16 protein-coding genes are annotated in these 24334 nt (G+C 54.8%); 12 read left to right on the forward strand and 4 right to left on the reverse strand.

What is annotated here, in order from left to right:
- The first annotated feature begins 45 nt into the window (after positions 1-45).
- The 6 genes from JMJ04_RS39130 to JMJ04_RS47470 all read left to right on the forward strand — a co-directional run bounded on the left by JMJ04_RS39130 (position 46) and on the right by JMJ04_RS47470 (position 9764).
- Complete coding sequence (locus JMJ04_RS39130; RefSeq protein WP_201375777.1) at positions 46-2139, forward strand: ATP-binding protein; 2094 nt, start codon at positions 46-48, stop codon at positions 2137-2139.
- On the forward strand, positions 2132-4357 hold the full coding sequence (locus tag JMJ04_RS39135) for a hypothetical protein (protein ID WP_201375778.1): 2226 nt from the start codon (positions 2132-2134) through the stop codon (positions 4355-4357). The genes JMJ04_RS39130 and JMJ04_RS39135 overlap by 8 nt, the downstream gene beginning before the upstream one ends.
- A 390-nt stretch (positions 4358-4747) precedes the next feature.
- On the forward strand, positions 4748-5917 hold the full coding sequence (locus JMJ04_RS39140; protein ID WP_201375779.1) for an RNA polymerase sigma factor: 1170 nt from the start codon (positions 4748-4750) through the stop codon (positions 5915-5917).
- The gene (locus tag JMJ04_RS39145; protein WP_201375780.1) at positions 5914-7182 is read left to right on the forward strand and encodes an MFS transporter; all 1269 of its coding nucleotides are present in this window, start codon (positions 5914-5916) and stop codon (positions 7180-7182) included. The genes JMJ04_RS39140 and JMJ04_RS39145 overlap by 4 nt, the downstream gene beginning before the upstream one ends.
- 199 nt (positions 7183-7381) lie before the next feature.
- Complete coding sequence (locus JMJ04_RS39150; RefSeq protein ID WP_201375781.1) at positions 7382-7705, forward strand: hypothetical protein; 324 nt, start codon at positions 7382-7384, stop codon at positions 7703-7705.
- Positions 7706-7850: 145 nt separating this feature from the next.
- Positions 7851-9764 carry a hypothetical protein gene (locus JMJ04_RS47470; protein WP_236038893.1) on the forward strand — a complete coding sequence of 638 codons (1914 nt, stop codon included), beginning with the start codon at positions 7851-7853 and terminating at the stop codon, positions 9762-9764.
- A gap of 37 nt (positions 9765-9801) precedes the next feature.
- Here the strand turns inward: JMJ04_RS47470 and JMJ04_RS39160 are convergent, their stop codons facing one another.
- Complete coding sequence (locus tag JMJ04_RS39160) at positions 9802-10878, reverse strand: hypothetical protein (RefSeq protein ID WP_201375782.1); 1077 nt, start codon at positions 10876-10878, stop codon at positions 9802-9804.
- A 149-nt stretch (positions 10879-11027) separates the two neighbouring features.
- Positions 11028-14354: a glucodextranase DOMON-like domain-containing protein gene (locus JMJ04_RS39165; protein WP_201375783.1), complete on the reverse strand. Its 3327-nt coding sequence runs from the start codon at positions 14352-14354 to the stop codon at positions 11028-11030.
- A 588-nt stretch (positions 14355-14942) separates the two neighbouring features.
- Between JMJ04_RS39165 and JMJ04_RS39170 the strand changes: the two genes are divergently transcribed.
- From JMJ04_RS39170 to JMJ04_RS39190, 5 genes are all read left to right on the forward strand, one after another.
- The gene (locus JMJ04_RS39170; RefSeq protein WP_236039000.1) at positions 14943-17690 is read left to right on the forward strand and encodes a membrane dipeptidase; all 2748 of its coding nucleotides are present in this window, start codon (positions 14943-14945) and stop codon (positions 17688-17690) included.
- Between the two features lie 168 nt (positions 17691-17858).
- A complete protein-coding gene (locus JMJ04_RS39175) occupies positions 17859-18218 on the forward strand; it encodes a YgaP-like transmembrane domain (RefSeq protein WP_201375785.1) in 360 nt (119 codons plus the stop codon).
- Positions 18203-18559 carry an SRPBCC family protein gene (locus JMJ04_RS39180; RefSeq protein WP_201375786.1) on the forward strand — a complete coding sequence of 119 codons (357 nt, stop codon included), beginning with the start codon at positions 18203-18205 and terminating at the stop codon, positions 18557-18559. The genes JMJ04_RS39175 and JMJ04_RS39180 overlap by 16 nt, the downstream gene beginning before the upstream one ends.
- A 13-nt stretch (positions 18560-18572) precedes the next feature.
- Positions 18573-19742, forward strand: coding sequence for a zinc-dependent alcohol dehydrogenase (locus JMJ04_RS39185; RefSeq protein ID WP_201375787.1), 1170 nt, complete (start codon positions 18573-18575; stop codon positions 19740-19742).
- Positions 19743-20048: 306 nt separating this feature from the next.
- The gene (locus JMJ04_RS39190) at positions 20049-20996 is read left to right on the forward strand and encodes an aldo/keto reductase family protein (RefSeq protein ID WP_201375788.1); all 948 of its coding nucleotides are present in this window, start codon (positions 20049-20051) and stop codon (positions 20994-20996) included.
- Between the two features lie 67 nt (positions 20997-21063).
- Here JMJ04_RS39190 and JMJ04_RS39195 read toward each other — a convergent pair whose 3' ends face one another.
- Both JMJ04_RS39195 and JMJ04_RS39200 read right to left on the reverse strand, forming a co-directional pair.
- Positions 21064-21570 carry an NUDIX domain-containing protein gene (locus JMJ04_RS39195; RefSeq protein WP_201375789.1) on the reverse strand — a complete coding sequence of 169 codons (507 nt, stop codon included), beginning with the start codon at positions 21568-21570 and terminating at the stop codon, positions 21064-21066.
- 58 nt (positions 21571-21628) lie between these two features.
- Positions 21629-23221 (reverse strand): protein kinase domain-containing protein, encoded by a 1593-nt coding sequence (locus JMJ04_RS39200; protein ID WP_201375790.1) that lies wholly within the window; start codon positions 23219-23221, stop codon positions 21629-21631.
- A gap of 317 nt (positions 23222-23538) precedes the next feature.
- On the opposite strand from JMJ04_RS39200, the gene JMJ04_RS39205 reads away from it, so the two are divergent.
- Positions 23539-24096, forward strand: a complete 558-nt coding sequence (locus JMJ04_RS39205; RefSeq protein ID WP_201375791.1) for a ribonuclease FAU-1 family protein — start codon at positions 23539-23541, stop codon at positions 24094-24096.
- Positions 24097-24334 lie beyond the last annotated feature (238 nt).

A 24334-nucleotide genomic window follows, 5' to 3' on the forward strand; every position in this document is an offset into this window, starting at 1 on the left:
GCATTGGTATATTTAATGGTATTTGTTGGATTGTGAGCTGTAGTTATGGCCGAAGATTTTGAGATCCATCCTGTAGAAATCCACTTGCCTGGCTTGCTGAAAGTTCTGGGTGAACACCTCTATTCCCATCCCCGCGTTGCTGTTCGCGAACTGATCCAGAATGCGCATGACTCCTGCACGCGTCGTCGCCAGGAGGATGAACAACTAGCCGATGAATATGCGCCAAAGATTACTGTACGTATCGATCACGCTTCGCACCAGCTCTTGATAGAGGATAATGGCTCGGGCCTGACGCATAGCGAGATCAACACTTTTCTGGCAACCGTAGGTCGAGGCTATACGCGTGAGTTGCGTGAGCGCCTGGGGAGTGCCCAGCGTGAGGAGGCCCTGGAGTTGATTGGTATGTTTGGCCTGGGTCTGCTCTCTGCCTTTATGATTTCTTCACGCATCGAGATTACGACGCGCAGCTATCAGTCGCCTGAGGAGGCCTGGCGCTGGATTTCGGATGGCGGGCAGAGCTATGCCCTGCGTGCCGCGATGCGCGATGCCATTGGTACCACCGTTCGGCTCGACCTGCGCGAAGACGCCCTCTTCCTGCTGGACGCGAGCATCTTGCGCGAGGTGATAGGAGGCTATGCACAGTTCCTGCCTATCCCTATCACGCTTGGCGACGATCCCGAACCCATCAACCTGCATCCCGCGCCCTGGGCCGAGGAGCTTGAGGAGGGGCCAGGCCGTACCGCGCTCTATAGCGCCTGGGTGGAGGAGCGGGCTGGCTCACGCCCCCTGACAGTACTTCCACTGACAACTATTACTACCTCCGATGGGCGAAGCATTCCGCTGCATGGCGTGCTCTATGTGCCGCCGCGCTCGGTTATCTCGCTCCAGGAATACGGAGATGTGACCATCTATGTGCGCCATATGCTCATTACCGAGCAGGAGCGTGATCTCTTGCCCGCCTGGGCGCGCTTTGTCAGCGGTGTGATCGATTGTCCTGTACTCAATCCAACCGCCAGCCGTGAGTCGCTGCGCCATGACGAGACCTATACCGCGCTCCGCGAGGCGCTGGAGACGTTGCTGCTGGAGCATTTCTCCTACCTGGCTGAGAATGCGCCCTTCGATTGGTCAGCCATTGTGCAGGCCCATAATGACCTGATCAAGGGCTGGGCTGTGCGCTCGGTGGCGCTCTTTCACTATGTCTCGGAGTTGGTAACCTTTAAAACCAGCCGGGGTACGCTGACCATTCCCGAATATCTGCGCGAGAATCCAGGGCGTATCTTCTACTATGAGGACGATGATGGGGTCACGCAGGCCCTGGCCCTCTTTGAGGCCCGCCGCCTGGCCGTAGTGGACGCTCGCTGGTTCGCCGACGTGGCCTTCTTGAAGACCTATGGCCAGGTTTATGGCGTCCCAGTTGAGGAGCTGACGCCCGCCGCCAGTTATCTCTTTACCCCTGTAGAAGACTCTGAGCAGCAGTGGGAGGCCCTGGTAGCCGCCTGCCGCGCCGAGGATCTCCCGGTCAAACTTCTGGCTTATGAGCCTGAGCACTTGCCGATGATCCTGCTCTATCCGCCAGGTGCCGAGCGCCTGCGCCGCGCCCAGCAGAATATGGACCAGGGGCGCTTTGTTGGCCCCATTCGCTCGCTGGTGCGTGGCTATTTAAAGCGCCAGCAGGTCGATGATGCCGTACTCAAGGGTGTGCTCCATCTCAATGTACGCAACCCGCTCCTGCGGCGTGTGCGTGACCTGGGAGTGGAACATCCCCAGTTTCAACCCCTGGTGCGCATCCTGGTTGCCAATGCGCGTATGTTTGCTGGCCAGGGCCTCTCCGCTCACGACGCCATCACCTGTTTTGAGCAGATCAACGGGGCGCTCTCACAGCTGACGGGTCTCGATCTCGCTGCCTCAAATGCTGGCGTGCCCTTGAGCTCCTCCTTGCTCACTGAGCTGGGCCTGCATCCCGAGGCCGCCGGGCGCCTCTGTGCCGCCTGCGAAACTATTGAAGATCTGCTTGCAGCCGATGTGCCTACCCTGGCGGAGAGCACGCGTATTTCCCCGCTGATGCTGGAGACCATCCGCGAAGAGCTAAGCAAACAACCTGAAACCTACGACTCGGAGAAGGATAATTCAGATGGCTAAAGATCCCACCGATATCTGGGCCTGGACGCATGCAGACGAAGAGCGTTTCGCGGCGGAGGATGGTCCAAAGAAGACCATGATCCGCTACTACTACGAGTTCTGGCAACAGTATAAGAACGATGGCGATTCCGCCAACCTGGCGATCAACCAGGCCCTCGACATAGCGCGCTCAACGGGTGACCTGCGTTGGCAGCTTCACTTACGCCACTGGCGGCTCCAGCTCTGGCTGCACCAAAACAATGTCAAAAAGGCCTTGCCCGAGGCCGTGGATCTGCTGACGCTTGCGACCGATGAGCGCGTGCGCGATGTCCCGCAGCGGATTTGTGCCTATCATGATATCGTTGAATGCTATGTTGAGATGGATGCGGCTGGCTATTATGAGGAGATCGTCGAGAACTCGCAGCATATTCTGGCTCAACTTCCTAAGCGTCACTCCTGCGCGACCTGTGCGCGTCTACATATCGCCCAGGCCGCGGCAGATGCTGGGCGTGTTCCAGAGGCCGAGCTATGGCTGAAGCTCTGCGAGGCCAATATCACAGAGGAGCGCTATCCAGAGCTGGTCACTTCCTTTGGCAATAAGTACGAGGCGTTGGAGAAGTGGAAAGAGGCGGAGCGCTATTATCGCGAGTCCATGGATATAGCTCGCAAGCGCGAGAGCATGCCCGATTTTATGAACGCAGTATTAGGGCTGGCGCGTGCCAAGGTTGCCCAGGGCCAGTCTCAGGAGGCTGCCTCGCTGCTCGATAACGTACGCGGAAACCTCAAGTATCGTGGCTCTACTCCTCAACTTGCCCGGCTCTTAGAGGTTGAGGGCCACCTGGGACATGCCTTGAAGAACCCGCAACTTGCCGTCTCGTCCCTGACGCGCTCGGCGCGCATTAACCTGGACGTGGGCCGCTATCGTGCCGCGGCCCTGAATGCCTTAAGCGCCGTCGAAATTGCGCGTGCCTCCAACCTTAAGGAAAAAGAGAGCGAGGAGGCGCTTGAGATCGCGGCCCAGGCCGTAGGCTATATGCCGCCAGCCTCGCGCGATATCTATGAGCGCCTCGCCACGCTTGGTCGTGAACCCATACACGCACCCCTGGAGGAGCCGGGCGCGGTGCCTCTTACTCCTGAGCAAGAGGAGGAACGGCATGCGCGCAAGGAGCTTATGGCCCTGGAGGAGATGCTTCAGCAGAACATGGCATTGGGTGATGCCCGAGGTGTTGCTATCATTCTCTTCCGCCTCTCGCGCTGGTACTACGGCCACAAGGCCCAGCGCGCCGCCGTCGACTACCTGATCTGGAATGCCGCCCTGGAGCGCTGGCTCAAGCTTGCGAGCGAGCAGCGTGAGGATGCAGTAAGTGCGCTCTCAGGCATTCGCGAGGAACTTCCCGCTGGAACAGTCGATGCCGCCCTGGAGGCCGCAGCCGCCTCACTGCCCGAGCAGCTGAAGCCCTTGCTGGGAGAGCAGGTCTCGCCCGTACGCTGGTCCTGGCTCGTGCGCTGCGTTGGGCAGGAGGTACGCGGCGAACCCGTGCTGGAGGAGGAGCCAATCGAGAAAGATGCCGATGAAGGCTTCAACGACTGGCTCGAATATAACGCAGGTACTATCGCGCTTATGCTTCGTTTCTCCCAGAAAGCCAGCTCCAAGGAGCGTGAGCAGTGGGCAAGCGCGCTGGACCAGCAAGGGAACGCTATCTCAAAGCAGGCTCAGGAGCATCCCGTACAGGGCGAGGGTGCTGAGGAGCAGCTACAGGTAACGCTTGCGCTCATTAAGAGCCTCGCCGCCTTGAGTCGGGGAAGCACAGGCGAAGAAGCGCGTGCCCTCGCCCTGCCACCCTTTGACGGGCTTATTGACAGGATTGAGGCCATCTCAAAGTTGCCCATCTGGGAGATGCCCGGCTTCGCACCCCTCGATCTCATGGTCGAGCAGGCTGCACGCGACACTGTACGCGCCCTGACTCGTGTGGATGAGTACCGTAAGGAGCGCCTGCGCCGCCTGGCCTTCCGCCTGCAATTAATGCAATACGACCTGCTCGACGTGCCAGAAGCCGAGGAACTAGAACCCATCGCACACTTCCTCGAAGCCCTGCGCAAACTGCTCCTGAGCGATGGCAAGCGCCTCCCTAAATTTGACGAGCCGCTACCCGAACCCTTCAACGGCCTGCTCGCCGCTACCTTCAAATCCGCCCAGGCTCAAGGTGTGATTGATAACGAAAGCCCCCCCCACTCATAGCTGAGCCAAGGTGTGATTGATAACGAAAATCGCACACTCGTTCATACCTGAGTCAGAAGAGCCAGCGATATGTGGGCGATCAGCCCGCACATAGTTGGCTCTTCTTTATTCTTGCGAGCCACACAGTGGCGAGAATTCACTACACAAACAGGCAGTCGCGGTATTTTGCAAGGCTCCTGCGCGAGAAGAATGCAACAGAGTAACCCACATTGATCTTGGGGGACGAATCAAAGACGCAATGTGTCTTTCGTGAGCAGATCCAATGTATATCGTGAGTGACAACGCGCGCCAGTTCAATTTTTCTCAAAAAATGCGTTATGTTTGGAGGACTTTTGGCGACAGGTAAATAGATCTATGTTACTCTTCTATGAGAAAAATATGGAGACAGCCGTGCCCGAATATACACGAGATACCATCAATGGCCTTCTCTCCGCGCAGGAACACGCGCGGATTGTACGCCTGTGCGCCACTCTCTCTGGCCACCCTGACGCCGCAGAAGATCTCGCTCAGGAGACGTTGCTGGAAGCCTGGAAACATCTGCATGAATTGCGCGATGTCAGCAAACAGGCGCAGTGGCTCGCCGGAATTGCGCGCAATATCTGTCTACGCTGGAGGCGCCAGCGGGCCAAAGAACTGGCTCATCTGCCTCTCCCCTCCCCTCCAGGCGAGGTGGAGCAGCCAGCTTTAGAGGAGGTACTGGCTGACAGCTTTGATGTCGAGGTGGAACTTGAGCATAAAGAACTCGTGGAACTGTTGGACCGTGCCATGGCTCTTTTACCACCCGAGACGCGCACCTTGTTAATCAAGCGCTATGTTGAAGAATCTCCCCTGGCCGAGATAGCCGCGCGCCTGGGTACGAATACAGACACGGCAGCCATGCGTCTTCAACGTGGCAAGCTGGCCCTGCGCAGGGTTCTGACCAGGCACATGCAGCAGGAGATCGCTCCCTATACCTTCACAAGAAGCGGCATATGGGAAGAAACACGCATCTGGTGCACGCTCTGCGGTCGTCGTCGCCTGTTCGGTCAGATCCAGGCAGAGAGTGGCATTTTTACGCTGCGCTGCCCTGCATGCACTCCTGATGGCCAGAAAGTCTACAACTACAATAAGATACCGGGCTTACTCACAAGTATCAAGAGCTATAAGGTTGCTCTCAATCGGGTAATCACCTGGGCAAAGGGCTTTTATGGTCAGGCCATAACCCAACCCACGGTTGCCTGTATCTTCTGTGGCAAAGAGAACCACGTCCAGAGATTTGGCCCTGATACACTTCCCTCCTGGCTCGCCAGCAATAGCCGCTATGGTCTGCATATTCCCTGTTCCTATTGTGCATCGTCCTGCACAACGTTCCTTGAATATCTCCTGCTCATCTCGCAGGATGGCCAGCACTTTCTTACCACCCATCCACGCGTTCGGACCCTTCCGGAAACGCTTATCGAGGTCAACGGGCGCCCGGCTGCTGTGACGCGCATTGAGAGTGTGACCGATAACGCGGCGCTTGAGATTGTCTGCGCATTGGATACGTACGCCATTTTGCAGGTCCATGGAGGGCAGCAATGAACAATCTGGAGGTGGTGACAGAAATCTCACAGGAAAAGCCTGCGCCGCAGCGAGTCATGCCACTTTATGCGCTGTTTGCTGGCAATATCATTTCGTATGTTGGTAACGCTCTGACCGGCCTGGCAGTGCCCTGGTTTGTCCTCCAAACAACGGGGAGTGCAACGCAAACGGCGATGACTGCATTCTGTTCAGCGCTGCCAATGGTCCTCTCTTCGTTCTTTGGGGGCCTCCTTGTTGACCGACTGGGCTATAAGCGGACCAGCATCCTCAGCGACATCGCCAGCGGCGTGAGCGTTGGACTGGTGCCGCTCCTCTACCATACGCTAGGACTCCCTTTCTGGCTGCTCCTGCTGCTGGTTTTTCTGGGTGGCTTGCTCAAGGCACCAGGCATGAATGCGCGCGGGTCTCTTGTCCCCGATCTCGCACGCCTGGCGCGGATGAGGTTGGAGCGTACAAATGCCATTTCTGATGGCTTGAGCCGTGTCTCCAGCTTTCTCGGCGCTCCCCTTGCCGCCATACTGATAAGCTGGCTTGGCGCGAGCAATTTGCTCTGGTTCGATGCACTCTCATTCTTTGTTTCTTCGCTGCTTATCGGCCTGCTGGTCCCCTTTACCCCACCCATACTCGCAGGCTCGGATGCAAAAACCGGAGCCGCTTTGCATCATCTCTGCGAAGGCATCCGCTATATCTCTGGCAATTCGCTCGTGCTCTCGATCATTGTCACTGTCATGATAACGAATCTGCTGGATGCCAGTTTTGGTGCGGTTGTGGCCCCGGTGTATGTCAGGCAGGTCTTTCATAGCCCGCTGCCACTTGGCCTGCTGATGGGCGCTTTTGGGGGCGCTGCTTTTCTCGGGACGCTGATCTTTGGCGCTATCGGTCATACATGGCCGCGCCGCCTGACCTTTGGGATTGGCTTCACCATCGGTGGCGCGCTCCGCTTCTGGATTCTCCTGGTGCCAATCCTGCCCTTGTTGATTGCCTGTAACGCAGTGATGGGTTTTGCCATCGCTCCGGTGAATCCCCTCATCGACACGGTCGCACAGGAGATACTCCCGCAGGAGATGCGTGCACGGGTCTTTGGAGTGGCTTTCGCTGGTGCCATGATGGGTATTCCTCTTGGCGCATTTGTGGGTGGCTTTCTGATCAGCTGGCTTGGCCTCCAACAGACGTTGGTCCTTATGGGCACGTTCTATCTGATAGCAACACTCTCTTTTCTGGTGAACCCTGCTATGAAACAAATGGATCAGTCGAAAAAGGCATAACCTATGACCCAAAGCACCGTTTTTGAGCGAGTGTTCAAAAGCGGTGCTTTGGGTCATGAAAAGTAAGACGCTCCAAAACGGAGAAAGATAACTGCGAATTTACCAATACAGCGGCAACCAGAGACCCACATATGGAACACCCCACAAGGAGACGCACCAGTTCGTTGCGCATTGCGTGGGTTCGACAGGAAAGGCAGGAATGATGGAAACGAGAGAGGTGATGACGACACCACGGCTGGTGCCGCCAGGTCAACGTCAAGCACGGCAGGCGGCCAGGCAGGAGATTGTTCGACAGGTGGAGCTTGGGGCAACGGCCTCAGAGGCACGGAAGCGTTGCTCCGTTCCGATGCATCGTACCACCATGTACCGACTCCTCAAGCGTGTGGAGCGTGAAGGCGAGCACGCATTCGTCGAGAGGCGCCACGGCCACCTGTCAAACTGCGCGGGAACGTCCTCACGTGGATGTTGGATTACTGCCAGAACCACGCGTCTGCCGCAAGCCGCAAGATCCAACGCCTGGTAGCTGAACGCTTTGGTCTCTGTGTGAGTATCAGCCAACTGAACCGCGTGCGCGCCTCCTACAGGCTGAGCCGCCAAGCACCATCGCGAGAAAAAAGCCTAAAACAGGCGTCACCATTGCTTCTGGAACTCATGAACAGGCTGGTGGCTTGCTCTTGTTGGCAGCAGCCACCGAGACTGGGCTCCTGACACAGTTGGAACAGGCGTTGCTACCTCCTCTAGCCTCAGCGTGTCTTCCCCTGGCCAGCAGTGCAGCAGTCCGCCGACGCCTGCTGCTTACGCTCCTGTTTCTGGGAGCGATTGGTTTACAGCGCACCTGGGATCTGCGCGGCTATGCCGCCGACGGCTTGGCGCTCCTCACCGGGCGAATGCGCGCCTATGGGTATCGCTATACCGAAGCCTTCTTGTCGCAAGTCGCCCGTGCCGATGGAGCCGAACGCTTCACCGATGCCCTTGCCTGGTGGACCACGCACCTTTGGCATCCAATAGGTGAAACAGAAGAAGCCGAACATCCCTATGCGCTCACCTGCTATGTGGATGGACATCGCAAGCCCGTCTACATCGACGTGCTCCTTCCGCGCGGACTGATTGGACGGTTGGACGTCGTCCTGGGCTGCCGAGCGCTCCTGTTATTGCATGACGAGCAGGGCCATCCTCTGTTCGTGACCACCCACCGCGGAGATCAGCATTTAACAACGGGAGCTCCCGCGTTTCTGGCACGCTATGAGCAGCATGCAGCACACCGTCAGCTCACACGGATGATCGTGGATCGCGAAGGCATGACCACCGAATTCCTGGCGAGCTTGCACGCCGAGGGACGCAGCGTGGTCACGATCTTGCAGACGAATCAGTATCGAGACCTCTCTTCCTTTTCCGACGTGGGAACCTTTGTGCCGCTCAGCACAAACACGCATGGGCAGGTCATTCGCGAAGTAGCGTCGGCGCGCATTACCTTGCCACGCGAAGACCATCCTGACGCCCCGCTGCACTTACAGGTGGCACTCATCCGCGATTTGCGCCGTCTCGTTCCGGTTCAGCCTGATCCAGAGGAGGCAGAGCTCCCGCCACGTTGGGACACAGACCTGCCACCTGATGAGCGGACCTGGTGGTGCGAGGGCTGGCAAGCCACCGCCGCTCCGGCCAAAGAGACGACAGCCAAACTGATTCCCATTGTGACCATAGAAGAGACCGAGCCTATCGATGCGGTGGAACTCGCCCAGACTTACATTCATCGTTGGCCCGCCCAAGAAAATGTCATCAAGGATTATTTCCGGCCTCTGGGATTAGATACCAACCACGGGTTTGCGAAGGTGACGGTAGAGAACTCGGAGGTCGCCAAACGACGAACCCACCTGGAACAGCGCTTAACCCGCCTCAAGCAGTGGGCACAGAGCGCAGGGAAACACGAGGCTCAGGCCAGCCGACGACAGGAGCGGCTCCGAAAAACCTTCACGAGCCGCAGCAAGGAATTATACCAGGAGCTCTGGGCGTATCAGTGTACCCTGGAAGAGCAAGAGGTGGTCGATTACGTGCTGCGACGGGAGATCAAGGAGCGCAAAGCCGTCGCGGATGCCGAGTTAGAACAGCTCCGCGTCAAAGAATGGCGGGCGTATGGACGATGCAATGCTGAGTTCCGCAAACAGGAACGCTACTGCAAAGAACAACGAGAGGTCTTACATGCATTAGAAGAGATGAAAGCACAAGAGAAAACCATGTATGATTTGGATCACCGGAAGGATCAGGTCATGACCGTGTGTAAAGTAGCGGTGGCGAATCTGGCCATGTGGGTTCGTGATCATTATTTCCCGCCATCTTATGCGCAAGCCACCTGGAAACGCCTGCTCCCTTTCTTTCAGCTTGCCGGGACGATTACGCAGGACGCTCAGACGGTGCGAGTCGAACTGCGTCCATTCAACGATCGGGCACTCAATCGAGACCTGCTCGTTCTGTGTGAGCGGGTCAATCAAGCGTCACCTCGCCTGCCCGATGGGCGCCGCCTCTCGTTTACCATCCGGTCCTCGTGTTGCATTCTTGCTGAGCAGAGGATGGGTAAAATACCGTGACTCCCTGACAAAGTGTGATGGATAGCTATTACATACGCTATGAATGAGTATGCTCCACAATACGCTGGAGCATAGTCTCAACCTCTTCCAGAGGCAGCTCACGCATAATTCTGACTCGAGACTTCAATGCGTCATGCAGAACAGGATACATATTATTGGGCCGCCAGGTGAAGGTCGTAGTCTTCTCGCCAATTAGGAGAACTGGCATACCATCGAAGCGGGGAATCTCATAGAAGCTGGCAGAGCCGGGGAAGAAGGCAAAGGCGTTGAGTTCATAGCCCTCTTCATCCTGCTGTAGCGCGCCAGGATAGTAAAAGGCAAAGCGCTGCTCATCGCTTAGCTCCTCTGCTCGCTGATGATCCTCGGGCGCCAGGTCGCGATTCTGCGCGTAGCGCACGGCCTCGGGATCAACAGGCTTCGCGTTAAGGTAGCCAGGCCCCACATGTTCTAGAAGTGTATACTGCAACAAGGCATAGCAGTGATACATGCGGTCCTGCACACCCTCCAAACGCACCAGGAAGCCACGCTTATCCAGCGGATCGAGAATGAGCAATTCTTTATCATCCAACAGATTCAGCAGCTCTTTGATGTAAACCAGCGGATCATAGCGCTCACTCTGCTCCTCGCATAGCCTCCAGAGATCACTCACAAGCTCACGTATATCCTGGCGTTGCTGCCACTCTTTGCGCTTCTGCTTATCGCGTGAGAGCATCGTCATCGCCGCCAGGAGCGTAAAGTTCAGTGCATAGTGCGCCCGTGTGGCCTCCGGAAAGTGCAGGAAGAGCTCTTCACCGCTCAAATCACGACAGACTTTCCTATAGCTCAGTGCCTGCTGCAACTGGCGTAGCGTAAGCTCCAGGGCCGTCCCAATTGGGAGCGCAACGTCGCCGCCCCGCTCCACCAGCGAGCCACACAGCAGAGCCAGTGCCCCCGCGTGAAAGCCATCCACCTTGGTCAGCAACGGAGCTAGCTCGCGCAACGCCTCGTCAACATCCTGTATCGAACGAATAAAATAGTGCACCTCTTGTCTCGCGAACACCTCCTGGCCCGCCTGCATCTCTTTCAGATCGCTTGGCCGCTCCAGGAAAGCGATAAAGCGTTCCTTTTCCAGCATGAACATCCCTCTATCTAACTGTTTTTCCTCTATCGTACAACATACATACGTCCCACCACGCAAGAAGTAGGAAGTATGAGGGATAGAAAAAAGACCCTGAAGCATCTTCGCTTCAGGGTCCACATGAGGGTAGAGGAATCAGGAATAGTCTAGGGTATGACCACATTCTGGAGGACGATCGGGCCTTTTGTGTAGTCAAGCTCACTGGACTGCTGCACGTTGCTGGGTGTGAGCACATCCATGACCTTAGGTACCGTGGCGGGATCGACCGCGCAGTGGGGATCACTGCTTGCCGTCGCGCAGACGCCAAAGTTGTAGGGCTGGGGCGTCGAGGCGAAGCTGCGTGCCTGGTCAGGGCTGTAGCCGTCCTGCCCGGTCAAAGTGACCGTGAAGCCCCAGCCGGAGCCGGGCTGGCCCAGTGTTGCCTTGGGAACGCTGAAGGTGATGTAGCGTGAGATGGCATTGGCACTGATGTTGATCGTGCCCAACGTTGTCCCGCTAGCGTCGACGTAGCGTTGACCAAAGCCCTGGACCTCTAAGAGCTGGCTCCAGGACGCACCTGGATCGATGCTATAGTTACGCTGCGGATAGGCCGCCGAGGTCGAGGTCTGGCCGGCTCCAGGCTCGTGTACGTAGACGTCGATGAGCTGAGCGCCCAGCGGGCTGCCAAAGGTCGGCGTCAGATCGCGGACCTGCACCTTGAAGATGATGTTGGTGCCATCATCGTAGACGCGGAAGTCCTGCATATCATAAGCGCCTGGATGGAAGTCGCTGGCGGTCGGATAGGCGTAGTTGCCGGGACCGTTATCGTCGTTACTCGGGTCAGTCGTCTCAAAGAGAAGCTTGCCGGGCGTGAAGTCGTACACGATGCTGCGCGTATCATGGGCGGTCGCGCCATCTGGGCTCACTGCAACGATGTTGAGCACTGTGGTTCCGCCTATGACCGCAACTTGCAGTGAGAAGGAGCCATCCGCGCCTGCGGTTGTGCTATAGGTTGTGGTCGCGCTCTGCTGATCGGTGTTGGTGGCGGCAACATAGATCGTGTTGCCGGGTACGGTCGTACCGGTGACCGTGATGGGTGAGCCATTGACCGACGAGAGATTCTGCGGCGTGCTCACCGTGAGCGTGGTCTGACTAGTGTGATTGATAACGTAACGCTTGTAGGTGTTGTCGGGACGTTCAAGCTCCTTCTGCGCCGCCAGGTTGTTGAAGAGGCGCACATAGGAGGCCGAGGCCCAGGTTAGGGGAGCCGCCGAACCAGCGGGCTTCCCGTTCTGGAAGCCGATGGAGGCAACAGTGGGATCGGTCCCGTAGGGCGAGGCCGCCAGGTTGGGCTGCTCCCAGTCTTGCTCAGGGATCAGGCCTACGCCGGAGCCAAACTTACGCAGCGTGTCCAGCAGGGTCGCGGCACTATCGTAGTTGCCGCTTGATACATCGTACTCGCCGCGCTCCTCGGTCAGCAGCGGCCAGAGGTGTCCATTGCCCTGTCCGCTGGGCGCCCAGGGATGACCATCCTTAGAGCCGTCGCCATAGCCATCACCATTGTAGCGATACCAACCACTGCCGCTACTGGTATCAACCTTGATGGTCTTGTCAACGACGTTCAAAGAGTTTTGGATATCGCTATCGCTGGCGGGAAGCAGGCCCAGGCGAACCAGTTCCAGGAAGCCTGCGTCGATAACGGTCCGCTGATCCTGAGTGGGGCCACCATTGCCCAGGTTATAGCTGATGCTGGCATTGGGATCACCAGTCTTAGAGAGGCGGATAAAGTAGGGTTGATCCGAGAGCGAGCCATTGGTCGTCACAGTCCACTTCTTAATTGAGCGCTGCCAGTCGTCGGCCACGCCCAACCAGATTTTGGCGCTCTGTGTATCGCCATTTTTCAGCGCGATATCCGAGGCCGCGACCAGGCCTGTAATCTCGGCGGCAATCGTCGAGGGTGAGTAGCCACCCTGCTCCTCCCAGCGCTCCACGCCAAAGCTCGGACCGTGACTGATCACAAAATTGGCGGCAGGCTTGATATGTTGAGTATAGAGCGCGTCGTCAGTCATATTGAGCTGATAGGCCATCAGAATGGGGTAGCTGGCTTCATCGAGCTGGGTTCCGAAGGAGTCAGGCGCGGTCTTGCCGTTGAGCAGGCTATTGCGTGGCATTGAGCCATCAGCCTGCTGCTGGCGATCAAAGAGATAGTTGACCATCGCGCGCGCCGTCGCCAGATCTCCATCCACATAGAAGCCAGTCCAGGCCTCATAGAGGTCGCGCGCGAAGACCTCGCGATAAGAGCCAAAGTAGCTGTTATTGGGATCACCCGCCGAGACAGCCTGTCCCCAGGGAGAGGCCAGGCTGGCCACCACCGCGCCAGGATAGGTCTTATCCTCCGAGGCTTTGATCACATTCGCATTCAGATAATACTCTTCAAGCAACTGTTTATATTGGTCAGCGGAGAGGTGTGGTTGTTTGATTGCCCGAAGCTTTAGTTGGGCATCGTACTGCACCCATTGCAGGGTATATTGAGCCAGTATTTTATCAAAGTCGCGCTTCAGTGAACTCTCAGCAGCCTTGACTGCGTCGGCCTGGGTCTGCCCGAAGCCCAGGGTAAAAGTCAGGTTACTGCTATGTGAGAGATCAGCCTGTACGGTCTGAACGAGGTTGCCGTTGTTGGCATCCGTATAGAGCGCTGTCAGACTGTGCGACTTGTCCAACTGCGTCAATCCATCGCTCTGTCCATCTACAAAACCGCTGGTCGCCTGGGAGAAGGGCTGAGAGGCATCCAGCGCGCTATAGACCGGCACAGCATAGTCGCGGTTGGCGGCATTGGATTTTGTATTGGTATCGAAGGCGATAGGAACCTGGTGTCCGGTCGAGGTATCGATAGTACCGGAATCGCCTCCGCCGTTGGCAGAGCTGCCTCCACCATTGCCATTGATTGTGGCGTCGTAGCGCAGATAGAGTTTGTAGTCAGAGAGCTTCCCGGTCAGAGGCTGGAAGCGTAGGCGCATCACCACTGTATTGGCGTTGGGATCGGTCAGGTAATCGGTCACGAGGCGATACTTGCCGCTTTTGGCGGTCGCTGTCACGCGACAGGCCAGCTCAGGCCCACTGAGCGCCTGCACACTGTAGTTCATATCGCGTGTTTGCAAGTCCGTGAAGCTGCTGCCATCGGTCACGACGTATTGCAGCGTCTTAACATTGGTATTGTCGATGGTTGGATAATAGACATCGCTCAATACGCCATTGGCGAGCGTAAACCAGACCTTAGAGGTCGTATTGCGAGCGGTTCCCAGGCAGTCTTTGCGCGCCTGGTCAAAGTAGGAGAGCGCGCCTGGACCATCGGGCGCGGAAGAACTGGCGGCTTGAGCGGCCAGAGTTGCCCGTGTTCCCAGGCCAAGCAAGAGGAGCGCGAAGGCCAGACCCAGGAGGGTGCGCCAACGCGAGAAGCGCCGCGTGGGCGTGGCATCCATACCGGTTTTCTGCATTGAAAGCCAATCCTTTTTTGGAACTAAAATATTGATTGTCTACAGATCTAATGAGTACAGCATCTCTGTTTCGCCATCGAAACAGGGGTTTAATGAGCATTTTGAGTATAGCCAGCCATTGATGCGTGCCTTATAGAGCGCTTCAGCTAAACTATGTATTTCATATGGCAAGAGCATATAACACACGCAGAGCTGTAAATATTAGAGGAAGCAATATTTGTGCCAGAATGTGTGCTACACACAAGCGAGTAGGTAATAGAGTATGCAAAAAGGCAGGAATAGCCCTTTGAAGATAGTTTGCAAGTATACTATTGGTCATCAAACTAAAAGGCCTTAAGGTATTTAGGTTCGTGCCAGGCACAAGTGTGTTATCTGTGTAGCACACTTGTACTTGCATTTACACAGAATCTAGGGTTGTAAGAAAAAGGGCATTGCTTCACTTGCACCAGGTATATGAAATCCAAAAATGGGAGCTGTATATATATACATCGTTGCATATGTAAACAGTTCCTATTTACTTTTGAGGGAGGAATGGATTATTTTTAGGGAAAGAATTGTAGATGTGGTGGGAGGAATAGTATTGTGGATATGTTGCGGTGCGAGGTGTGTTTGCAGCAAATTGTGGTGGGGAATTGTGCTTGCTCCACAAGCACAGGAGTAGATAAGGATAGGCAGAGGCCCGCGCTAAGGCTAGATTTCGCGGGAGGCGATCTGTCGGGATGGCACGCTGAGGGCGAGGCCTTTCGCGGGCAGCCAGTGCGTGGCGACCGCTTTCGCGCGGGCCAGGTTAAGCCCAAACTTGTGCCGTTGGGCGGAGATTACTGGGATGGTCCATATCCCGTGGGTCAGCGGGGCGAGTACTGGATTAGCACGGAGGATTATTTAACGGGCACCCTGACTTCAGAGACATTTATCCTCGAAGCCTCTTCTCCCTGGTTTACCTGCCTGCTTGGTGGTAGCGATGTCAAAGACACCTGTAGCATCTCTCTCCTGATCAAGGCCAGCGAGAGTAATAGTTCCCGTCTGAGCAATAGCTATTCCAGAATTTATATAGCCAAAGAAAGCAGCGACTTCTTCCAGGTGTTTCAAGCTACGAGCCGTGGCCATGAGATGATGCGGAGAGTGGTCTTCTATGCCCAGGAGTTCGTGGGTGAGTGGGTCAGTGTGCGTATAAGCGATAGCTCGATCAGCGGGCATATTAATGTCGCTGATGTGCGCTTCTCGGCTGAGGCTCCGTTGACCTTGGAGACGGAGGCGGGCGAAATAGATCCCGATGCGCCTGTGTGGGGCTTCGCCGATCTGCATACGCATCCGATGGCGCACCTGGCCTTTGGGGGTGTTATCTTCTGGGGGCAGCCGGATGGCCCTGTAGATGAGGCCATGGCGAAGTGTGTGAAGGCTCATGGCATCGCCGGTACAGGCATCGCTGGTCGCCGCAGCAGCATTTTGATGTCCTTCTTTGAGCAGATTGGTTATGGCATAAATGTAGGGCACCTGGTTGGTGGCTATCCCCAGTTTGATGGTTGGCCACGCTTTACCACGCTTGTGCACCAGCAAATGTATATCGACTGGATACGGCGCGCTTTTGATGGTGGTCTACGCTTGCTGGTCGCGCACGCGGTCAATAATGAGATGCTGGCGAACAGCTACAATGGGCAGGAGCCATACGATGATAAAAGCGTGGTTGAGCGCCAGATCGAGGCCATGAAAGAACTGGCGGCCCGGCATCATGACTGGATGGAGATAGCCTATACGCCCGCCGAGGCGCGGCGGATTATTCACCAGAACAAACTGGCTATCGTGCTTGGTGTAGAAGTTGACTCGCTGGGGAACTGGAAGCAGCCGCAACTGCCCACGGAAGAGGAGATTAGTGCCTATCTTGCGCACCTTTATCATGATCTCGGCGTACGCCACCTCTTTCCTGTGCATATGGCGGATAATATCTTCTCAGGTTCGGCGATCTATTACGACCTCTTTAGCCTGGTCAATCATTATCTGCATAAAGACTATTTCGCGGTTGAGGATGGCAGTGCCTATGGCATAGAGTATCGCTTGCAGGAAGATCCGGGCCTGGCCATCGATATCGCGCGTGTGACGCAGGGCTACAACCCGCCTTATCGCCAGGTGAGTGGGGGCCATATGAATGGTAAGGGTTTGACTGACCTGGGACACTTCTTATTATGCCAGATGATGAGCCTGGGGATGCTCATAGAGATTGACCATATGTCTCATAAAGCTGTTGAAGCTACACTGGATCTGGTGGAGCAGTATGACTATCCCGTGGTCGCAGGACATACAGGCTTTCGCGAACTGGCTCTGAAGCGCAATGAAGAGACCGCCTGTAATCAGAAATGTGCCAGCGAAGGTCTGAAGACAGCCTTGCAGATAGAGCGTATCGCCAAACTTGGAGGTATCATAGGGCCACTTGCCTGCCAGGCCGATGTGCGCGAAGTCGGCGAGGTCATTCCCAGTTTACAGGGGAAGGTGCGCGGAGACTGCGCAGGCTCATCCAAGTCCTGGGCGCAGGCGTATCTCTACGCCGTCGAGAAAATGGGCGGACGTGGCGTTGGCTTTGGCACCGATACTAATGGGTTTGCCAAGTTTAACGCTCCGCGCTTTGGCCTGAACGCGAGCTACTTTCTGGACTATGATGTGCCGGGCATGGGGCGCGATTCCAGGCGCAGATCCTTGAGGAGAGAGCAGGTCGAGGCGCAGGAGAACGGCGTGCGCTATGATGAGTCTCTAGCTGATACTCATCACTACCGCTTTGAAGGCGTACTTGAGGGCGATGTCTATGATGGCTTACAGCGCGATGTCTGGCAGGCTATTGGCCTGTACAAAGCGGGCTGTGATCCCTGGAAAAGTCCGAATATTCTGAACCATTTTAATCGAGCGGTACACTTTGCGAAGGGTTTCTTCGCCCTGGATGATGTGCAATTAGAGCGGCCAGGCCTCCTCACTGGGAATGAGCCGTGGGAGCAACGCGTTGCCTTCCTGGTGAAAACGGGCCTGGAACCGGGGACGACGGAGCGCGATCCACAGCCAGTCCACGAGATGTACCCCAGGGTAATAGCTATCTGGCGGCGCTGGGAGCAGATGGAGGGAGATAATCCTCCTCTCAAGCGCTGTTATACGGGTGAGCGCGACTTTGATATTAATCTGGATGGCGTTGCGCACTATGGTCTGCTGCCAGATCTGCTCCAGGACCTGAAGAACGTTGGCCTGACGCATGAAGACCTGGTCCCCCTCTTCCGCTCGGCTGAGGATTACATACGAACATGGGAGAAGTGTGAGCGCCGAAGCCGGGCCATAGTTGAGAGCAAAGACAAATGGTGAATTGCTATCTGCCTATTGTGTAGTCATATCTCCAGCCACATTTCATACCTCTGCGAGTACGCAGCGGCGAGGTGCTTCAAACATTCGTAAAGGTAATCATTCTGTGATGATGATACGTGTCTCTTCTGAAGATAGAGCATAAGTGTGTCTGTTACAGAAGGAGACATTATGGATCTGGGTAAAGTAAACGTAGAACTCTGGGAGCGGAGAGTATCTGTAGGGTTAGGTGGGGCATTCGTTTTGGGTGGCATAGTACGCCGCTCCTGGGTTGGAGGGGTGCTAGGCCTGGCTCTGCTCTACCGGGGCCTTAGCGGGCATAGCTACCTCTATGAGCTACTCGGGATCAATACGGCGAACAGGCTCAAAGAGGCAGAAGCCAGGCTCACTGAGCTTGAGCGTTCGATTACCATTCAACGACCCGCTGAAGAGCTGTATCGGCTCTGGAGCGATCCATCTACGCTTTCAAAGATCATGGGAGATAGCGTGGAGGTTACCAGGGGACGGGCGACTATATGCACTGGCGCGTGAGTTTGCCCCTGGAGCGCCATCTGGAATGGGAGACGCATACCGTGGAGAGCCAGCCGGGACGGCTTTTACGCTGGCAATCACTTGAGGGCGCACCAATCTCAAATGATGGAATGATTAGTTTTCATCCTGCTCCCGCAGACTGGGGAACGGTTGCGACCCTGCGCTTTCGCTTTGACACGCCAGGCGGCTCAATTGGGAGCGGCGTGATACATACTCTGGGTATCATGCCAGATATGATCGTGGAGAAAGCGTTGAGGCGCTTTAAGAGCCTGGCCGAAACGGGTGAGATTCCAACACTTGAACACAATCCAGCGGCCCGCGCAACCGCTTACGCACATTAAGGAGAAGAAAGCTATGCGAGCACTCTGCTGGAATGGGGTCAATGATCTCCAGGTAGAGACAGTGCCCGATCCCGAGATTATTAATCCGCACGACGCCATTTTAAGGGTCTCTATGTCGACCACCTGTGGCTCAGATTTGCACTTCATTGATGGCTACATTCCGACAATGCGTAAGGGCGATGTCATCGGGCATGAGTTTATGGGCGAGGTGGTGGAGATTGGTCATGAGGTGAAGAAAGTAAAGAAGGGTGACCGCGTGGTTGTACCCTCCTTTATTGTCTGTGGCGCTTGCTGGTATTGCCAGCACGGCCTCTACTCGCTCTGCGATAATACGAATCCCAACGCCGAGCTTCAAGAGCCCGTGTTGGGCTATCCAACTGCTGGCATTTACGGTTATACTCACGCCTTTGGCGGCTATGCTGGCGCGCACGCCCAGTATATACGAGTGCCATATGCCGACAACGACTGCTTCCGTGTGCCCGAGGGCTTACGTGATGAGCAGGTCATCTTCCTCTCGGACGCCGTACCGACCGGTTTTATGGGGGCGGACTTCTGCAATATTCAGCCTGGAGATACGATCGCGGTCTGGGGCTGTGGTGGTGTAGGCCTTATGGCGATACAGAGCGCCTACCTCCTGGGGGCAGAGCGTGTCATTGGCATTGACCGCTTCCCGGAGAGATTGCAGATGGCGAAGGAAAAGGCTGGCGCTGAAACGATCAACTATACCGAGGTAGATAGCGTTCTCGAAGCGCTCAAGGAGATGACTGGGGGGCGTGGTCCTGATGGCTGCATCGATGCTGTGGGCATGGAGGCACATGGAACCGGGATAGATTATATATATGATCGTGCCAAGCAGGCGCTGCGTTTTCATACGGACCGGGGTGAGTCGCTACGCCAGGCAATCATGGCTTGTCGCAAGGGCGGAACACTCTCAATCCTCGGCGTGTATGGCCTGATGGATAAGTTTCCTATTGGGGTCATTATGAATAAGGGGCTGACGGTACGTAGCGCGCAACAGCACGGACAAAAGTACGTGCCACGCTTGCTGGACTATGTACAGAAGGGCCAGCTCGATCCCTCCTACCTGGCAACGCATCATTTCCCGCTGGAAGAGGCACCGGTTGGGTACGCTATATTCAAGCATAAGGAGGATGGTTGCGTACGAGCCGTCTTTAAGCCCTAGCATTAAATTGGGGGAGACCAACGCTGCTAAACATGCATCTACATATGATCCAGATGTAGACGCATGTTTAGCAGTGTCTATCTCTTCTCTTACTCAGGCTTGAGCCGAGTTCTGTGCCTGTTTTTTGTGGCGCTCTTTGCCTATGCCTTGCGCTTTCTATGTGATAAACACCAGCAATGCCAGGTGCTTAAGCAACTCCGCGTTGATTAATGGCTCCTCCTGGGAATAAATCTGAGTTACCGACGTGTTTTTTCATGGCAGAACAATTTATACAGCCATGAAAAAAAACAGAAGGAGCTTAGATATATGCAGTATCGTCGTCTTGGTAACACGGGTACAAAAGTGAGCAGCGTGGCATTGGGTGGTTGGATCAACTACGGTGAGGGGAAAACAGCTCAGGAGGCGGCACAGCAGGTTATCCGCACGGCGTATGAGAAGGGCATCAACTATTTTGATATCGCGGATGTTTATGGTCGTGGTGAGGCGGAGAAGGAGATGGGAGCGGTTCTGCGTGATTTCCCACGTCATACCCTGGTAATTGCCTCGAAGGTTTTCTGGCCCATGAGCAATGATGTGAATGATCGGGGGCTCTCGCGCAAACATATCATGGAAAGTGTGGAAAAGAGCCTGAAGCGCATTGGTACGGACTACATCGATATCTACTTCTGCCATCGCCCAGATCCAGAGACTCCGCTACTGGAGACGGCGCGTGCCATGGACGACCTGATTCACCAGGGTAAGGTGCTCTACTGGGGAACCTCTATGTGGGAAGGTTCACAGATCGCCGAGGTCTATCAACTTTGCGAACGCTACAACCTCTATGCACCAGTTGTCGAGCAGCCACAGTATTCCATGCTCGAGCGCGAGCGCGTTGAGCGCGAGATTCTGCCAATTATTGAGCCGCGTGGCATTGGCCTGGTTGCCTTCTCGCCCCTGGGTCAGGGCATGCTGACAGGTAAGTATGATAATGGTATTGATGAAGGTACACGCTTCCACCGCGAGACATGGGTACGCGATCGCTTCTTCAACGACGCCAACGTGTCTCGTGTACGCAAGCTCAAAGAGATTGCTGACGAGCTTGGCGCCAGCCGCGCGCAACTGGCACTGGCCTGGGTGCTGCGCAACTCAGGCGTAAGTAGTGCCATTATCGGCGCTACCCGTCCCGAGCAGGTCGAGGACAATGTTCAGGCCATCGACTTCGTCGAGAAACTCGGCGATGAGGTGCTCCAGCGCATTGACGCCATCCTCGCGTAGGCGGAGATGCGCTACTGACGTATGCGCTTACGCCCCCAGCGTAGGCGCATACGTCAGTAGCGCATCTCTATAATTTAATGGCTTTCCAATCGCGTAGGATCTGGTAGTGAACGGGAAAGGCGAGGGGTGGGAGCTCTTCCCAGGCAAAGAAAGCAAATTCGCTTACCTCTTCAGCCTGGATGGCTAAATGGCTGATCTGATTACCAGGCAGTTGCGCGTGAAATGCAGCCACGACGTTCGAGCCTTCCTCTCCACCATAAATACCAATCAACTTGTCTAACTGAATATCAATATTGGCTTCTTCCTTCGCTTCTCGAATGACCGCCTCCTGAACTGTCTCACCAAGCTCTATATAACCTCCACAAAAGTTCCATAGCCCTCTTGCTGGCTCTATATTGCGCTTGAGAAGCAATAGCTTTTCCTCGTATTCGATTACCACTAACGCGACTAACTTTGGCTGTGGATAGTGGACATACTGGCACTCTGGGCAGAAGAGGCGGCGAACATCATGTATCTCTTTCTCGATTAGGGCTGTTGCACAGTGTGGGCAATAGATAAATGTAAGTTGAGGCATACAGGTAGATACTCCTTGTTTGTATGTTGATAAGGTGGCAAGGATCGCTTCTAGATGACTACAGCCTCTTTGTGCGCTGGAGCTGTTCTAGCGCAAGCCCCTTGCCTGTATAAGCAGCAGGATCGTTTGGATCGAGAGCAATGGCCTGGTTATAAGCCACTAGAGCCTCTTCATAGCGCTGAAAATTGCTTAAGATATCCCCTTTATTGATATAAGCAATGGCATAGGTAGGATCGAGGGTGATAGCCTGATTGTAATTAATCAGAGCCTCTTCATGCCTTTGAAGACATTCTAATGCCACCCCTTTGTTGGCATAAACAATAGCAGCATCAGGATCGAGCGCGAGAGCCTTGTCATAGGCATCAAGAGCCTCTTCATATCTCTGAAGGTTTCTCAGGGCAAGTCCTTTGCCATTAAAGACATAGTCAGATGTAGGATTAAGGGCGATGGCCTGTTCATAGGCGTTGAGAGCTTCTTCATAGCGTTGAAGATTTCTTAGAGCATCCCCTTTGCTGGCATATGCATAGGTATTATCAGAATCAAAGGCCATGGCTTGCTCAAAGGCCGCGAGCGCCTCCTCATAGCGCTGAAGGAGGTAGAAGGCATCCCCTTTGCCATTAAAAGCGACAGCGTCATGAGGATCGAGAGCTATCGCCTGTTCAAAGGCAGCCAGTGCCTCTTCGTAACGCTTTACTTCAAGGAAATTTTTGCCCTCGTCTATCCACTGTTGCTTTGTTTCCCTGGCAGTTTGTCTTCCTTGAAAGGAATGTTCAATTGTTCCAGTTATAGGAAGGTGTATTGCTGTAGATTGTCGAATAGTCGATTGCACAAAGGGCTCGCATAGAGCAGCGAGAAAGGCCGAAATATTTGGGTAACGGTCAGCACGTTGCTTCGCCAGCGCTTGTAAAATAGCTGTTTCTGTTGCCGGGGGTATTTGCTGATTGTGTTCGCGCAGAGGTACAGGAGTTGCCGTCAGGTGTTGAAAACCCAGGGCAAAGATACCAGGTGCGGTAAATGGCACGTGTCCAGTGAGCAGCTCGTAAGCGATGCAAGCGAGAGCGTATTGATCGCTCTGTTTACTAATGACACTTTGAAATTGTTCTGGAGCCATGTAGGCAGGTGTACCGCTAATGTCTGCTATATGCTTACTATTGACCGTTGAGAGCATAATAGCAATGCCAAAATCGGCGAGCAGAGCCTCCTTGCGCTCATTAAAAAGAATATTTTCTGGTTTAAGATCTCGGTGAATGATTTGTTGATCGTGGGCATATTGCAACGCTTGCCCTATTTGTTGCAGGAGTGAAAGTGCCTGGGTAAGGGGAAGGAGCTGCTTCTGTTGCCTGAGGAGATAGCGCAAGGAACCGCCAGGAGCATAACGGGTGATCAGATATGGCTGGCTCTCGCTAAAGCCAAAGTCGAGCAAGGGCAAAATATGTGGGTGCTCAAGCTGAGCAAGAAAGTGGGCCTCTTGCGTAAAGTATTTTTGTTCAGTAGAAGATTCTAGATGTGTGTGCAGGAGTTTGATGGCTACTATTCTTCTTTTGAGATGGATATGCTCTGCTCTATAGACGCTCCCAAAAGAGCCGCCACTGATCCTTTCGGTAATTCGATAGTTTCCTATTATCTGGCCTATTTGCGTGCTGGTCTCCATAGTGGCCCACCTGCTTTTTTGAAAATTTATTTATCTCTTTGATATTATGCCTGCCCGATTGGATAATGTTCGTCAATGCATGGAGTGGGTGGCAAGGTGCTTGCGCGTCCCTCAGGGGAAAGCGGCCCAATCCGTGCAGGCGTACCCAGCGTGATCTCGGGCTAGACGTGACTGAAAGTAAAAGTTGCGCACTGTGTAACAATATCACGTAGATGTTGATAATTCTAGTCCAGAGCCTCTGCCTGCTAGATGCGTGTGCACGACTATACAGGAAATTGTGATATGCTGTGCTTTAAAAAACAAGCGGGAGGAAAGCAATGAAACGGAAGCGCGCAGATAGAGGCGATGGCTGGAAGCGTATCCGCAAACATCGGTTTGCGTTACAAGCAAGCGAGACAGAGGCTTTCCAGGGGCATGTGAGCCTGATCTATTTTGATGAGGTGCGAGAGCCACTATGGGTACCCTATGCCGGGCAGAGTATCTGCATAGTAGATGATGGCTACTCCTGGTTACAGATCTTTCCACAGAGTGCCAGGCATGCAGCCACAGTCATGTTTAATGCGCAAGGTGAGGCCGTGCAGTGGTATGTCGACATCTGCAAACGTACATTTATAGATGAGCAGGGGGTATTGTGGTACGAAGATCTGTACCTGGATATCATCTTTCTCCCAGGCGACAAGATTGAATTGATAGATGTTGATGAATTGGACGAGGCCCTGGAGCAGGGCGTTATTTCGGATGATGAGTATAACCTGGCCTGGAATGAGGCCAACGCGCTCTTGACCCAGATTAAAGAGGAGCGCTTTCCCCTGATGCCACTGGCTGAGCAGTATAGAGTTAGTTTGCTGGCGCAGATGCCTCTTGCAAGGGCTTGAGGGTTGCCACATAACTTCTCGCGCCTGCGGCGCTCGTCTGAGTAGTGTGATGCAGGTTGGCGACCTTCGGCCACCAACCTGCATCACACTACTCCATATCCATTTACACAAATATTGTTACGAAAGCTTGCAATTTGGTAAGAGGAAGTACATACTATAAATAGAAGTTGTAATACTTCTTTTCATATAAAAGAGTATGCGTTGTGAGAAGAGAGTAACAATACATTCTAACTATTGT

Origin of the sequence: Ktedonobacter robiniae, from assembly GCF_016587375.1 — a bacterium.
Classification (GTDB): domain Bacteria; phylum Chloroflexota; class Ktedonobacteria; order Ktedonobacterales; family Ktedonobacteraceae; genus Ktedonobacter; species Ktedonobacter robiniae.

Bases quoted from the DNA above. Each gene is read 5' to 3' on its own strand.
- JMJ04_RS39160 (WP_201375782.1), bottom strand. From the start codon at position 10,878: ATGCTGGAAAAGGAACGCTTTATCGCTTTCCTGGAGCGGCCAAGCGAT.
- JMJ04_RS39170 (WP_236039000.1), top strand. From the start codon at position 14,943: ATGTTGCGGTGCGAGGTGTGTTTGCAGCAAATTGTGGTGGGGAATTGT.
- JMJ04_RS39205 (WP_201375791.1), top strand. From the start codon at position 23,539: ATGAAACGGAAGCGCGCAGATAGAGGCGATGGCTGGAAGCGTATCCGC.
- JMJ04_RS39180 (WP_201375786.1), top strand. From the start codon at position 18,203: ATGCACTGGCGCGTGAGTTTGCCCCTGGAGCGCCATCTGGAATGGGAG.
- JMJ04_RS39130 (WP_201375777.1), top strand. From the start codon at position 46: ATGGCCGAAGATTTTGAGATCCATCCTGTAGAAATCCACTTGCCTGGC.
- JMJ04_RS39150 (WP_201375781.1), top strand. From the start codon at position 7,382: ATGATGGAAACGAGAGAGGTGATGACGACACCACGGCTGGTGCCGCCA.
- JMJ04_RS39200 (WP_201375790.1), bottom strand. From the start codon at position 23,221: ATGGAGACCAGCACGCAAATAGGCCAGATAATAGGAAACTATCGAATT.
- JMJ04_RS39195 (WP_201375789.1), bottom strand. From the start codon at position 21,570: ATGCCTCAACTTACATTTATCTATTGCCCACACTGTGCAACAGCCCTA.
- JMJ04_RS39165 (WP_201375783.1), bottom strand. From the start codon at position 14,354: ATGCAGAAAACCGGTATGGATGCCACGCCCACGCGGCGCTTCTCGCGT.
- JMJ04_RS39175 (WP_201375785.1), top strand. From the start codon at position 17,859: ATGGATCTGGGTAAAGTAAACGTAGAACTCTGGGAGCGGAGAGTATCT.
- JMJ04_RS39190 (WP_201375788.1), top strand. From the start codon at position 20,049: ATGCAGTATCGTCGTCTTGGTAACACGGGTACAAAAGTGAGCAGCGTG.
- JMJ04_RS39145 (WP_201375780.1), top strand. From the start codon at position 5,914: ATGAACAATCTGGAGGTGGTGACAGAAATCTCACAGGAAAAGCCTGCG.
- JMJ04_RS39135 (WP_201375778.1), top strand. From the start codon at position 2,132: ATGGCTAAAGATCCCACCGATATCTGGGCCTGGACGCATGCAGACGAA.
- JMJ04_RS39185 (WP_201375787.1), top strand. From the start codon at position 18,573: ATGCGAGCACTCTGCTGGAATGGGGTCAATGATCTCCAGGTAGAGACA.